General features: G+C 57.3%; 12 protein-coding genes. 4 read left to right on the plus strand and 8 right to left on the minus strand.

Annotated features, from left to right (window positions below; translation table 11 throughout):
• Both M7439_RS07650 and M7439_RS07655 read right to left on the minus strand, forming a co-directional pair.
• Window positions 1–870: IS630 family transposase (locus tag M7439_RS07650; RefSeq protein ID WP_298349675.1), on the minus strand; the 870-nt coding region annotated here is incomplete at its 3' end.
• Between the two features lie 122 nt (window positions 871–992).
• Window positions 993–2,057, minus strand: a complete 1,065-nt coding sequence (locus tag M7439_RS07655) for a hypothetical protein (RefSeq protein ID WP_298341812.1) — start codon at window positions 2,055–2,057, stop codon at window positions 993–995.
• Window positions 2,058–2,657: 600 nt separating this feature from the next.
• Between M7439_RS07655 and M7439_RS07660 the strand changes: the two genes are divergently transcribed.
• Window positions 2,658–3,569, plus strand: a complete 912-nt coding sequence (locus tag M7439_RS07660; protein WP_298337100.1) for an RNA polymerase sigma factor RpoD/SigA — start codon at window positions 2,658–2,660, stop codon at window positions 3,567–3,569.
• A 245-nt stretch (window positions 3,570–3,814) separates the two neighbouring features.
• Here M7439_RS07660 and M7439_RS07665 read toward each other — a convergent pair whose 3' ends face one another.
• From M7439_RS07665 to M7439_RS07675, 3 genes are read right to left on the minus strand one after another with little or no spacing between them, the layout of a single operon-like run.
• On the minus strand, window positions 3,815–4,774 hold the full coding sequence (locus tag M7439_RS07665) for an RluA family pseudouridine synthase (protein WP_298341810.1): 960 nt from the start codon (window positions 4,772–4,774) through the stop codon (window positions 3,815–3,817).
• Window positions 4,755–5,228 (minus strand): signal peptidase II, encoded by a 474-nt coding sequence (gene lspA / locus M7439_RS07670; protein WP_298341808.1) that lies wholly within the window; start codon window positions 5,226–5,228, stop codon window positions 4,755–4,757. Before lspA ends, M7439_RS07665 begins: the two co-directional genes overlap by 20 nt.
• Window positions 5,225–5,686 carry a TraR/DksA C4-type zinc finger protein gene (locus tag M7439_RS07675; RefSeq protein ID WP_298341805.1) on the minus strand — a complete coding sequence of 154 codons (462 nt, stop codon included), beginning with the start codon at window positions 5,684–5,686 and terminating at the stop codon, window positions 5,225–5,227. Before M7439_RS07675 ends, lspA begins: the two co-directional genes overlap by 4 nt.
• A gap of 210 nt (window positions 5,687–5,896) precedes the next feature.
• On the opposite strand from M7439_RS07675, the gene ileS reads away from it, so the two are divergent.
• The 3 genes from ileS to M7439_RS07690 all read left to right on the plus strand — a co-directional run bounded on the left by ileS (window position 5,897) and on the right by M7439_RS07690 (window position 11,808).
• The gene (ileS, locus tag M7439_RS07680; protein ID WP_298341802.1) at window positions 5,897–9,106 is read left to right on the plus strand and encodes an isoleucine--tRNA ligase; all 3,210 of its coding nucleotides are present in this window, start codon (window positions 5,897–5,899) and stop codon (window positions 9,104–9,106) included.
• A 111-nt stretch (window positions 9,107–9,217) separates the two neighbouring features.
• Window positions 9,218–10,837, plus strand: a complete 1,620-nt coding sequence (locus M7439_RS07685) for a Gfo/Idh/MocA family protein (RefSeq protein ID WP_298341799.1) — start codon at window positions 9,218–9,220, stop codon at window positions 10,835–10,837.
• The gene (locus M7439_RS07690) at window positions 10,834–11,808 is read left to right on the plus strand and encodes a Gfo/Idh/MocA family protein (protein WP_298341796.1); all 975 of its coding nucleotides are present in this window, start codon (window positions 10,834–10,836) and stop codon (window positions 11,806–11,808) included. The genes M7439_RS07685 and M7439_RS07690 overlap by 4 nt, the downstream gene beginning before the upstream one ends.
• Window positions 11,809–12,147: 339 nt before the next feature.
• Here the strand turns inward: M7439_RS07690 and M7439_RS07695 are convergent, their stop codons facing one another.
• From M7439_RS07695 to M7439_RS07705, 3 genes are all read right to left on the minus strand, one after another.
• Entirely contained in the window at window positions 12,148–12,966 is an 819-nt protein-coding gene (locus tag M7439_RS07695; RefSeq protein ID WP_298341793.1) for a DivIVA domain-containing protein, read from the minus strand.
• 94 nt (window positions 12,967–13,060) lie between these two features.
• Window positions 13,061–13,333, minus strand: coding sequence for a YggT family protein (locus tag M7439_RS07700; RefSeq protein ID WP_298337083.1), 273 nt, complete (start codon window positions 13,331–13,333; stop codon window positions 13,061–13,063).
• Window positions 13,323–13,847, minus strand: coding sequence for a cell division protein SepF (locus tag M7439_RS07705; protein ID WP_298341790.1), 525 nt, complete (start codon window positions 13,845–13,847; stop codon window positions 13,323–13,325). The genes M7439_RS07700 and M7439_RS07705 overlap by 11 nt, the downstream gene beginning before the upstream one ends.
• Between the last annotated feature and the right edge of the window lie 27 nt (window positions 13,848–13,874).

Here is a 13,874-nt window from a genome sequence, read left to right on the forward strand (position 1 = left end):
CTCGGTCTTGTGGGCTGCGTAGTTGTCTAAAACGACGTGAACTCCCAGCTCCTTGGGTACTTGTCGGTCGATGAGCTCGAGGAACTCAATGAACTCTATCGCCCTGTGGGCTACCGTCATCTTGGTGATAACCTTGCCGGAAGCGACATCAAGGGCAGCATAGAGATTACTAATACCGTTGCGCTTGTACTCGGTCGTTCGACGCAGAGGCACCCCTGGCACCATAGGGAGCATGGGTTGGGTGCGGTTCAGTGCCTGGATCTGTGTCTTCTCGTCGACACAGAGGACGATAGCTGCCTCAGGTGGGTTGAGATAGATCCCGGCAACGTCTCTGACCTTCTCAGTGAACTCTGGGTCATTGGAGATGGTAAAGCTCTCGACCATGTGAGGTTTGAGTCCAAAGGTTCGCCAGATCCTCCCCACAGTGGAAGGCGACACACCAGCTAGGGCTGCCATGGTGTTGGTCGACCAATGGGTTGATGTGTCGGGTGGAGTGGTCGTGGTAGTGAGTTTGATGATCTCGGCGATCTTGTCATCCCCGTGGGTTCTTGGAACTCCAGGTCTTGGTGCATCACCGAGCGACTTCACGCCATAGAGGGCAAATCTTCTTACCCACTTTGAGACCGTGAAGTTGGAAATGTCCAGCTCATCAGCGATATCTCTTAGCCTGACGTGTTCATTGGCCAACAGAGCTATCTTTGCTCTGGTGACTTGAACAGCCGGAGCGCTACGTTTGGCGATGACCGAAGTGAGAAACTCTTTGTCCTCATCGCTCAACGTGACGACGTAGGTTGGTCTACGACCGGTGCGCTTCTTGGTCCCTTGTGAATCTTTTGCCGCTTGGGTTGCTTTGGATATCTGCTTAGCCATTGTCATTGCCTTTTCCTCCAAAAGAGTAGGTGAACAATGGGTTCAACAGGGGCCGAATCTTGAAAATTCCTGTTTCACAGCGAAACTTTGACTACGGACACTAGGCGATGACCGGTATGCCGTTAGTATCCAAGCGCCCCAGCATCACTCTCAAGTACTGAACCGCGCACTGCGCCAGCCAAAATGGGACCATTGTTGGGCAAGACCAACAGATTAAACAGCGCAGTATGAATAGACTCCGCCGTCTCGCCATTGGCCAATGTCACCGGGGTTTCAAGCTCCGTAAGACCCTTTGCCCCAATCGAACTTGAAAGTTGACCCAGCAGCGTCGCAGGAAGCTCATCCACCGTCTGCCAACTCGTCCCTAGGGTCACCGGCTTGGTGGAGGTACTCATTGGATCAAACATCGCCTGGAGCTGGGTGGTCGTCACCGTCTTCACCGTCGCACCTGTTGGGGGGGTGAAGTTAAAGTTCGAAGTACTCGGGTTCGAGAATGAGATCGATTGATAACCCATCTGTAGTACCGGGCTGGAAGAATACACAGAGTTCACCGACACCGCTAGCACGTGATAGTTCTTGGCATCCACAAAGACTCGTATCGAAGAGATGGTCGATCCTGACTGCAGCGGAGCGAGCGATAGCGTATACGCGGCATGACCGGCGACATAGGTGTTAGCGCCGACGGTGACGTCAGATGTTGGCGCAAGTCGCCCAACAAGCGCATCAGCCATCTCCGTCGGATTCATCTGCTGCATCGAAGAGCTTTGCTGCGTCGAGGATCCGAACGCAACATGTTCGGCAGAGGTATTCGCTGAGTTCCACGACCACGCCCCGGCGCTGTTGACATAGAGATCGCGCTCCGACTGGGCGTTGATCTCCTGAAGGCGCAGATCTGCCCCCGCGCCCCGATAGACCATCACCTGGGAGGTACCCTCAGGCAGTGCGACGCCCTGACCGACACTCGAAAGCAGGGAGGCATCTGAGCCCAATATATTGGAGGTGATTTGCAGTTGTCCCGAGTACTGCACCGGTGCAGCACCGATGACCGCGGCGATCAGCTGGGACGCTGACATTGGCTGTAACAGCGGAGTTTGTGCATTAGTAAGCGCTGGCGTGAGCGATGCCGCCCCTAGCGCCACCGCGGCACCAACGAGCGGAATTCCAAATCGATACTTCCAACGTGCCACTACTCTCTCCTTCTGTAACCAACATCTGACCCAACCATGGCCACCAGTACGTCAGTACACTCCTAGCCAAAGCGCTCCAGCTACGAATTCCCTCAAACAAGCGCCACTAACACTCGACAAGTTATCCTCATTCTAGCAGATCGCAACACCTAAGAAGTCTGGCTACCCGCGACCCTTTATTTGCCGGAAGCTAGCAGACGTCCATGTAGCTGCGTTGACTACACCCTAACTGGTTTACCTGATATTTGTCTTAACACCACCTGAAGGAGCGATATTCCAGTGGCGTCGTCGGGCACATCGATCACCGCGGTTGCGCTCGACGTTGGATACCCTCAACAGGTGGGATAGTCGGGTTCCGCTGACTATACTTGAATGCCAAGGATGTTGGACTCACCACTCAACCCACGGCCTCATGCGTGCCGATAGAACTTTGTGCCAATTTTTCAGCACGACCTTGAATATCCGGCAAATTTTTGATACGATAGTTTTGTGGTGTGCGTTGCCATATGGTGGCCACACTTCCAGTGGTTGTAGGGCATGCAGTGGTTGTTGGCATACTGAGGAGTTTCCAAACGTACATATGAATGAGAAGAGATAGCGATGGCGAACAAGCAAACGACAGCAGTGACGAGTGAGGCAAAGGGGCGTCGCCGTTCAGCGCAAGCCGAGGTCGATACGGCCTTGGCAGCGGCTGGACTCGGTGCCGACTCCATTCGCCTCTTCCTCGACGATCTCGCAAAGCACCCACTCCCCTCCTCTGCCGAACAGGTGGAGTTGGCCAAACGTGTGCGCGATGGCGATGAAGAAGCCAAGGTGGAGATGGTGGCAGCGAACTTACGGTTGGTTGTTCACTGGGCTCGCCGCTACCAGGATCGAGGGGTGGAGCTCTCTGATCTCATCCAAGAGGGCACCTTTGGGCTCATCCGTGCCGTCGAGAAGTTCGATTGGCGCCGTGGGTTCAAGTTCTCCACCTACGCGACATGGTGGGTTCGCCAGTCATTACAGAGGGCAGTGCACAACCATGGACAGGCCATACGACTCCCGATGGAGGCTGCGGAACGTTCACGTCGAGTCGATAACGTCTCCCGTGAGCTGGCTGCCGACCTCGGTCGCCCCCCGACCGAGGACGAGATTGCGGTGGCGTCGAACCTTTCGCACTCCCAATTGGCGGATGTCCGTCATGCGGCGCGTGTCGTCGCAAGCCTCGATCAAGCCGTAGGGCCTGAAGGAGAGACCAGTCTCGGCGATCTAGTCGTCGGGCCGGATACCTCCTTTGAAGACGACATCGATGACTCCATCTCCCGCGAGATGCTACGCAAGGCAGTCCAAGAGCTCGACCAACTTGAGCGAGACGTGGTCACCCTCCGTTTTGGCCTCAACGGCGATCGGCCTGCCTCCCTTGAGGCTACGGCCAGGATGCTTGGTATTGGACCGCGAAGGGCCCGTAGGCTTGAAGCTTCCGCACTCAGTCGCCTAGCGGATCACCCTGCTCTGAAGACATCTGCAGCCTGACCGCTGCCGGGGTAACGCGACCGTGTGATTGTGCGGTTCAACAATATCTTCTCAACGGATCTGTAAGGCCCGGTCGGGTACCCGACCGGGCCTCTGAGTTCGTCTGTTTGTGGAGATCCAACCCCCGGCCAGACTATCAGGCGACTACACACGCGGAGCGACCGCGCGAGTCCTGCCAACGGCCCAAACGATGCCACCCATGGAGCCCGATCACCACAGGAGCTCTCGATGACCGGATTGCGACCTTACGAAGTCATCTCTCTCGACAGATCGGGGCGCGACTCCGGCTGCTCTATCGGCGACCGGACTTTAGCTAAAACCTTGACTAGCTCGGGCGGGAGTGCTGACTGGATCGCAAGGGGAAGACCAGTAGAGGGATGGGCAAGGGCAAGCACTGAGGAGTGCAAAAAGACACGGTCCCGCAGGAGTCTGGTCTCGCCTCCATAGGTTTGATCCCCGACCAAGGGATGCCCAATTGCGCTCATATGCACGCGAATCTGATGCGTACGGCCTGTCTCTAGGCTGAGCTCTACATAGGTATACCCCTGGAACCGCTCGATAACCCGAAACCGTGTCACCGCACGTCGCCCTTCAGCGATGACAGCGATCCGTGTGCGACTTCTCTGGTCGCGACCAAGTGGGGCATCGATAACGCCCTCCTCCTCCGCAAGCTCTCCCTCGACGAGCGCTCGGTAGGTCCTACGCATTGCGTGGGTGGCGACTTGCTCCTTGAGCACTCGGAAGGCGGAATCGGTCCGTGCAACGCCCATGACCCCTGACGTCGACTTATCGAGGCGTTGATAGATTCCCGGTCGCAGCGATGGTTCGTCACCCACACCGGTCACCGCCGGATCCAACGCCACCACCGCGCTCGCTAGGGTCGGAGTGGCATCAGCGAGCGTCGTCGCATGCACAATGAGGCCTGCTGGCTTATCTACCACAAACATCGCCTCGTCAAAGTAGAGGAGTGGCAACGGGATGCGGAGACGATCTTGCTGCACAGTTGGAGCAAGGTCGATCGTTAGGTGATCACCGTGATCGAGCCGGTGCGACTTATCACGCAGTACTCGAGCGTTGACCGAGATCAACCCCTGGTCGATCATCCTTCCCGCCATCGACCGCGAGACGTCGGCGACGACCGAGACCGCACGATCAAGACGTTCTTGGGTGAGCGTGTCCCCTACCTCAACGTTGAGAACGTTCATGCCGTCCATCGATTACTCCAGCGATCAGAAGAAGAACAACACCCACCGTGATCGCGGAATCAGCGAGGTTGAAGATAGGCCAGTGTGGGAAGCGGATGAAGTCAATCACCGCTCCATGGTTATGCCGAAAGAGCCTATCCGATAGGTTGCCAAGCGCCCCACCCGTGACAAGAGAAGCCGCAATCCGTTTGAGAAGGGATGGCGTCATCAGGGCGTAGCCACCAACGGCGACGGCTAGCACCACGGCGGCAACGGTAATCAGCAGTGGGTGCCCCTGACCGATGGAGAATGAGAACCCCGAGTTAAAGGTGAGCTCGAACTTGATCGGGCCAAGAATGTCGATTGGCCCGCCCCTGAGGGCATTCTCTGCCCACGTCTTGGTGGCCTGATCGACCAAGATCACCAACACCACGACCGCACCAACGGTCAACGCTCGTGGCCGAAGGCTTGTCATCGACTTCGCGGTAAACCACCCTCCTTGCACCGGACGCAGAGCCGAGCGAAAGGAAGTGCTCGAAGCCGCGCCCGAGGAATCGGTTGCTTACAGCTCTCGCAGAGTCCATAGACGCCACGCTCCATCTTTCTGAGCGCCAAATCAACCTCTTCGATCGCTGCGAGGGCCGAACCTGCCAAGGCAAGGTCTCGTTCCCGATCGATGGCGGTCGTTCCTCCTTCACCAGACTCCTCATCAAACTGAACTTCAGCAGGCTCATTATTTTGCACCATGCTGTCCGCTTCTGCCCGCAGCTGCGCTGCCTGCTCGAGGTAGTGAGCTCGTTCTGTTTCGAGGAGGAGGCGCTGCTGAGCAACGAAGTCTTCGTCGCTAAGGGCTTCGATCGTCTCATCATCCAAATTGAGGTATGCCTCGACGGGATCAATAGGATTGCTCTGCTCTTGCGTCGTCTTCGCCATCGTCATTCCAATCTATTACGGAGCACGGCGGCACGAACCACCGTACTGCCCATTTGAATCGCTCTACTCTAGCCGCCATCAACGCACGAGCGGCAGAGGTGAGCCAAGCATAGCCGCCGATCATAGCAATTATCCCCTCAGCAGCTGCGTCACGTCGTGCAGACCCGGATCGCGAACAGAGCACTTCCCTACGCCGACTAGCGTAAATGCATGAGCGACCACGAAGAAAAGAACTCTTATCCACATCAGCCTGGTGCCCTCAACTTGCCAGCGCTAGAGCATGAAATTCTCGCCTTTTGGGAGCGAGACGACACCTTTCGGGCTTCGATTGCCCAACGGCGAGCCAGTGGTGGCAAGGCTTTTGTCTTCTATGACGGCCCTCCTTTTGCCAACGGGTCTCCCCACTATGGTCACCTCCTCACTGGCTTCGTGAAAGATGCGATCCCCCGTTACCAGACCATGAGGGGGAAGGTCGTGGAACGACGCTTTGGTTGGGACTGTCATGGCCTTCCCGCTGAGATGGCAGCAGAAAAAGAGCTCGGCGTGAGTGGTCGTGACGAGGTCGAACAGCTCGGCATCGATCGTTTCAACGACCACTGCCGATCACTGGTTCAGCGCACCACCGATGACTGGTTCCGTTATGTGACACGGCAGGCTCGTTGGGTCGACTTCATCGATTCCTATAAGACGATGGACGTGAGTTTCATGGAATCGGTGATCTGGGCCTTCAAGCGGCTACATGAGAAGGGTCTCGTCTATGAGAACTACCGCGTACTCCCCTACTGTTGGGAGTGCGAGACACCACTATCAAACTTCGAAACACGTCAAGACGACTCCTATCGTCCTCGCATCGACCCGGCTATCACAGTAGCCTTCCGCCTCCCAGCCAGCACCGAGAGCGACGCAGAGGATACACCTCTCCTCGCGGGTGAGCTGTACCTCCTCGCATGGACAACCACCCCCTGGACGCTGCCCTCAAATCTTGCCCTTGCCGTACGCCCAGACTTCGAGTACGTGCTATTTCGCGATGGTACTGACCCCCGCGTCTTTGTGATGGCCTCCGATCGTCTCACTGCCTACCGGGACCGCTTCGCAGATCCAGAGGTGCTCACCACCGTCACGGGAGAACAGCTCTTGGGCCGCTCCTTCGTCCCTCTCTTCCCCTTTTTCGCCGATGCGAAGAATGCCTTTCGCGTCATCGAAGGCGCCTTCGTCACGATCGACGAGGGGACGGGAATCGTACAAATGGCGCCGGGCTTTGGCGAAGAAGACCAGCAGGCCTGTGCCGTTGCCTCGATCGACGTGGTCTGCCCAGTCGACGAAAAGGGCCGCTATACCCGCGAAGTCAGTTGGTATGAAGGGACGCAAGTCTTTGAAGCCAACGAGGCGATCAAGACCTACCTGAACGACCAGCATGTTCTCATTGAGGCAAAGGCCTATGAACATAGCTATCCTCACTGCTGGCGGACCGACACTCCGTTGATCTACAAGGCGGTGAGTTCCTGGTTCGTCGATGTCACCGCCATCAAATCTCGTCTGCTCGAGCTCAACCAAGAGATCGAATGGGTTCCTGAGCACGTGAAGAACGGGGCCTTTGGGAAGTGGCTTGAGGGTGCGCGCGATTGGTCTATCACTCGCAATCGCTACTGGGGTTCGCCCATTCCAGTATGGAAGAGCGACGATCCCAACTATCCACGGATCGACGTCTATGGATCGCTCGATGAGCTCGAGGCGGACTTCGGCGTCCGTCCTGGGGATCTGCATCGGCCCGGTATTGATGAACTTGTGCGTCCAAACCCTGACGATCCCTCGGGTCGCTCCATGATGCGGCGCGTACCCGATGTCCTTGATTGCTGGTTCGAGTCGGGATCGATGCCTTTTGCGCAACTTCACTACCCCTACGAACATCGCCAGGAGTTCGAAGAGAACTTTCCGGCCGACTTTATCGTCGAGTTCATCGGGCAGACGCGGGGCTGGTTCTATACCTTGCACGTGCTCTCCGTCGGACTCTTTGATTCGCCGCCCTTTAAGCACTGCATGGCGCACGGCATTCTCCTTGGGAACGACGGACGCAAGCTCTCCAAGCGCCTCAAAAACTTCCCAGACCCATGGGAGGTCTTTGAAGAGATCGGCGCCGATGCCATGCGATGGTTTTTGCTCTCGTCATCGGTCCTTCGTGGGCAGGAGATGATACTGGAGCGTCAGGCCATGTTTGATACCGTCAAGCGTGTCATCAACCCGATCTGGAATGCCTTCTCCTTTTTGACGCTGTACGCCGATGCAGATGGGACCCGAGGACACTTCGCGATCACCTCAGATCACCTGCTCGACCGCTATATCCTCGCAAAGAGTTATCAGCTCACCACCGAGGTGACGGATGCCCTTGATCGTTTTGACCTCTCTCGAGCTACCAGCCGCATCGAGGAGTTCCTCGATGCCCTCAACAACTGGTACATTCGACGTAGCCGTGATCGTTTCTGGGCCGCTAAAGGCAGCGCACCAGAGATCGATGTCAGCAAGCAACAGGCCTACAATACCCTCCACACCGTGTTGGAGAACCTCGCCACTCTGACCGCACCGCTACTCCCGATGCTGAGCGAACACCTCTATCGCTCGCTCACAGGGGAACGCAGCGTACATCTCGCCGACTGGCCCTCAGCCACCTCGCTTGGAGCGAGCAATCCTCAGCTTGTAGAGGAGATGGAGTTGGTGCGGGAGATCTGCTCGCAGGTCCACAGCATCCGCAAAGCAACCGGCCATCGAGCCCGCCTTCCACTGCGCTCTATCACCGTCGCCAGCTTGGTCGACCGGGATCTAGCGCCCTACGTCGACCTCATCAAAGCAGAGACCAATGTGAAAGCGGTACACGTCACCAACGACTTCGATCGTTTTGCTCACCAACGGCTCACTGTCAACCCAGCCCTCTTAGGTCCACGCATCGGTGCCGTCACCCAACAGGTGATCCGGGCCATCCGGGAGGGAGACTACGTCATGGACAATGAGAATCCGGTCGTGGCTGGCGTCCGCCTCGCGCCAGGCGAGTATTCGCTCACCCTCGAACCAACCGATCCTCGCTCCATGCGCGTCCTCGACGACCGAGCGACGGTCGTCGCACTGGATCTCGTCACCGACGAGTCGCTTGAGCTCGAGGGTCTCGCTCGCGATCTCATCCGTGCGATCCAACAACACCGCAAGGACTCAGGCTATGATGTCAGTGACCGAATCGACCTCCTTATCGGCCTAGCAGATCCGAACCACCGGCTCAGCAAGGCACTTGGGGCGCACGCGGCCGATATCACCGCCCAAACCCTTGCTGCTACGCTTGAGGTCGTCCGCGACGAGGTGACCTCGACTGGATCCACCACCCTCGAATTAGACGGACTCACAATCGTGATCACGAGCAAACTCGCCTCGGTGTAGCTTCAACCGAGCGCAGCATGGTAGAACCTACCTGGCAGCCTCGGGAAGCCTTTGGCCATCACCGACGTTGATAACCCTGAATGCTAGAGCAACCCTTGAGAGGATAATCCCATGACGGTACCAGCAAACCAACGATCAACCACGGCCCAACTGGAACGAGCAAGCTGGCGAAAAGGTGTCCAGGTCCTTGACTCCCCAGATGCTCCCCTCTCCTTAAGCCAGCCTGCTGTACTCATTGAGCCTGAGACGCTGACACCATCGGCATTGCGTGCCATCCAAGAAGGCGCAAGGGTGTTCGTTCTTATCAACCAACATCACGGCGCGAAGCTACTCCAATCACTGCCCAACTATCGGTATCAGGAGGCCTACCCATGGGGTGAGTGGATGGTCACACCCGATCACGCGTTCAGCCCGTTAACGCGTACCCCCGATGAGTTCCCTATTCGAAGCGCCATCACCACCTTCACCCCACCCAACGATGCCACCACGTTGTTGACGGTCAACATTGCGCTCAGTGAACGTGTAGTCGCAAGTCAGCAAACGCTCGGCAAGGGTCAATTGACGATCATTGGAGTCGACCTCGACGCCCTTACCACCGGCCATTCCTGGCTCGCACGCACTATGGAACTGCTGATCGCAACGCCTCCATCGCGCACGCATGACACGCTCGGCATTGGAGTGATCGGTTATGGACCCTATGGCGGCATGGGGCTCTATCACGGTACCGGCGCCCAGGAGACTCCTGGACTCCAGCTCGTCACGGCAGTTGATGCCAACCCTTCTCGGCTTACCCAGGCACAACAGGACTTCCCGCAGCTGATCGGTTACCACAGCGCCGCCGAACTGTTCCGTGACTCCATCACCGACATCGCCATCATCGCTACTCCACCTAACACCCACTTCGAATTGGCCCTGCAAGCACTTGAGGGTGGCAAGCACGTGGTGGTCGAAAAACCTCTCTGCCTCACCACCGATGAAGCCGACAAGCTCATCGACGTCGCCGAAAGCAACGCCCGAGTCCTCACCGTCCATCAAAACCGCCGCTGGGACCAGGACTACCGTACCCTCATGCAGCTTCTTGATACCGAAGTCATTGGAGACGTGTTCAACATCGAAACCTCGGTTGGCGGCTTTGACCACCCCTGTCGCGCCTGGCACTCCGATACCACCGTCTCTGGCGGCCTCGCCTACGATTGGGGCGCACATCATATCGACTGGATTCACCAACTCTACGGGACCGCACCTGAGCGCGTCTTCGCTTTCGGACACAAACGCCGTTGGCACGAGATGACAAATCTTGACCAACTGCGCATCCATCTGCAGTTCGTCGGCGGACGAGAGGCTACGTTCTTCCAAAGCGAACTCGACGGTTTCCGACGGCCCAAGTTCTACGTACAAGGCACCGAGGGTACCATTGTTGGTAACTACGTACCATTTGAACAGCCGCGAGTGGCACCAGTGACCGGTTATCAGGTGGATCGTTATCACTACGCGGAGGCGCCTGTTGCTCTCCAAGTCGCCCTCTACGAAGGGCCCGGAAGGCTCAGTCACTATCAGCCAGAGTTACTGCCACCCGATACTTTTGGCTTTCACCGCGACTTGGCCGACCACCTCCTCGTCGGCACACCACTAGCCGTCCAGGCAGGCCAGGTACGCGAGGTCGTCGGCGTCCTTGAACTTGCGCATCGCTCAAGTGCGCTCGGCAGTATCCAGACTCTCACACCACGTTGAACGTCGCCGTCTGCGGTCTCGGCAGTTATGTCGCCCAGGCTGGAGTGATACCTGCTCTTCGACACTCCCCATGGACACGATTTCTTGGAGGGACCACGCGGTCTCCGTCTACCGCATCGCAGGTGCTCACAGCCAACGAAACGCACTATCAGGACTATACGACCATGCTCGCTGACCCTGCAGTAGAAGCGATCTACCTCCCGCTCCCTAACGATCTCCATTTCACCTACATCCAACGCGCCGTGGAAGCAGGCAAGCACGTACTCTGCGAAAAACCGTTGTTCTTGACCGAGAACGACTACACACGCCTCGATAACTTGCTCAATGATACCGGACTGCTAGTGGCCGAAGCCTTCATGAGCTCCTACCACCCGAGACTCCGTGCCGTACTCAGCTCGGTCACCTCCGGTAGCTACGGTCCCGTCATCAACGTACAAACAACGTTTACCGGCACCTTAACGCCACTGTCGGGCTATCGTCTTGACCCGACGCGTGGCGGTGGTTCCCTCTTCGATGTTGGCATCTACGCCATCCACCCTATCGTCTCGCTGCTGGGTTCCGAGCCCAGCCACATCTGGACAACCGTGATGCCATCCGAGCAGGAACACCCAGTTGACCTCACGCTCGAAGCCCTGTTGGCCTATGACGGTGGCGTGGCTGCAACCTTCACCACCTCCTTTATCGCCGGGGAGTCACAAGCCTTGCGCGTTCTCACCCGTGAGGCAACCATCGAGATGGACCATGTCTGCACTCCTCGACTCGAGGATACAACCTGGACGGTTACGACCAAACATGGAATAACAAAGCATGACATCGCCAGCGCTGACCCTTACCAAGCGATGGTCGACGAGGTCTTTGCATCCTTCTCCAACGGACACGAGCCCTCATGGAACCTTGCCGAATCGCGCCGACTTGCGCATCTGCTCTATCGCATTCACGCGACCACACAATCCGCACTGCGGGGCGACTGATCCAACCAACAGCGCTGATCAGCACTATGCTGCCGGTCAGCATGATGCTGCTGGTCAGCACTATGTTACTGCTGGTCGAAGAACACCTCGATCACCATCTGCCAACACTCGGGTACCCACAAGACCTCTTCGGCCATCTCGATACCGCCACCGGTGCCGGCGCCGACTCAACGAGGTCTACAACCGTCTCCCTCTGTCGAACCTCGACACCAAACTGGGGGCCGAAACCACCTCGCACCGGGCAATAACCAGATCAAGTGGCATGCTCAACTGTCGGCATTAGCGCTACCAAAGGACAGCAGAGAGATGGCCCACGACGACCCGATCCATTGCTCCGAATTAATCGTCTTGGCGCCAGAGCATGAAGGGTTCTTCGTCGCCAGCATCACCACTCAAGTCATGGCCGAACACAAACTCTTGAACCGGGCGCTGCTCCTCCGGCTGGGAAGGCACCACGTCGGCAAGCTGATGCCGCGTGTCATCTGCGCTATTTTGGACGTCCGCAACATTGCGCACCTCTGCGACCGTTACCGGTTCCCCAACTTCAGCATCATTGAACTCACGTGGAGGAACGCCGCCTAGCGCTGGCGTGGTGGCAAGCGACTCACCAGTGGGAACCTCAGCAGCCCGTACCAACGATAGCAAACCGCCGATCTCGTCAGTGATCCTCTGGCGAACGGCTCGGTCCCGGCTGACGATATTGGCTAGCTGCTCCTGTCGTCGAGCAAACTCGCCCTCCAACTGCGTGAGCTCCTCCAGCAAGTTCTTCCGTCGCTCCTCTTCGATGAGTCTCGATGTGGTCCTCGCCTCGCCTAAAATGCGCTCTGCCTGGCGCTGCGCCTCTGCGCGAATCTCGCGCGCCTCATTTTCTGCATCACTGCGAAGCTGGTCGGCTGCCTTCTGCGCCACAATCAGCGTCCTTTGAATGACATCATCGCCAAACTCTCCAGCGGCTGGTGCACCACTCGTGACCACAGGAGGATTCGCCTTGAGTCGTGCGAGCTCCTCTCGCGCCTGGCTGAGTTGGCCCTCAAGCACCTCAACACCCTTGGCTACCTGCTCAAGAAACTCGTCCACATCCTCTTGGTGGTAGCCTCTCATGCGCTCGCGAAACTCTACCTCGCGAATCTTTTGAGCATCGACTGCACTTGCGTCCACAGCACCCCTCCCTTACGAGTACTCACACCACCGCTCACCATCGGAACGAATCAGTGGCAGCTAGGTCTTCTATCGATTGAAGTCAGCTCCGACCTTAGATCCGGCTGACGATTGGAATCAAAATCAATTCGATCAGCAAAATGACGATGAGTGGCGCAAAGTCGAAACGAATCGAGCTACCACCCACCGACGGAATCAACCTACGAATCGGATTTAATACCGGCTCCGATAGGCGGGTGAGCAAAAAACGGAAACGATCCATCGGCCCACCCGGGTTCGTCACCGGGAACCACGTCATGACCACATAGAGCACAATAACAATGACATAGAGCTCTAGTAGTTCGACGATGATCCCATTAAGACCCATGCAGGCCAACTCCCTTCGCTACCGTACGCTGACGCATGCGAAACATCTCCTCATCGGCCACCTCAACACGAGCCGGCGAGAGCAGATACACACTCGTACTTATCTCCTTCACTTTACCACCCAATGCGTAGGTAAGCCCTGAGGAGAAGTCGATAATTCGGCGGCGCAGGTCGCGATCCACACCCTCGAGATTAATAATCACCGGTTGATCAGATTTCATCCGATCGCCAATCTCCTGCACGTCGGCGTACTTCGTGGGGAGCACGAGGTGGATCTTCGCCCGCTCTGGCTGCGGATTAAAGGGACGAAGCACGGCGGCACGGTGTTCTTGGGGATCCTCTCGAGGCTGCTCAGCCACGTTGGAAGCACCGCCAGAGACCACCTGAACACGGGGAGCCTGATCGCGCCGTTCATAGACTGGTGGAACCGACCCTTCCAGATCAGTAACCTCTCCGTCCATCTCATCGTCCTCAGTTATCCCTAGCCACGCAAGCGCACGCTTCAATCCCGGCATTTGTCCTCCTACCCCATTCGTTAACGC

The organism is Ferrimicrobium sp. (genome assembly GCF_027319265.1).
Classification (GTDB): domain Bacteria; phylum Actinomycetota; class Acidimicrobiia; order Acidimicrobiales; family Acidimicrobiaceae; genus Ferrimicrobium.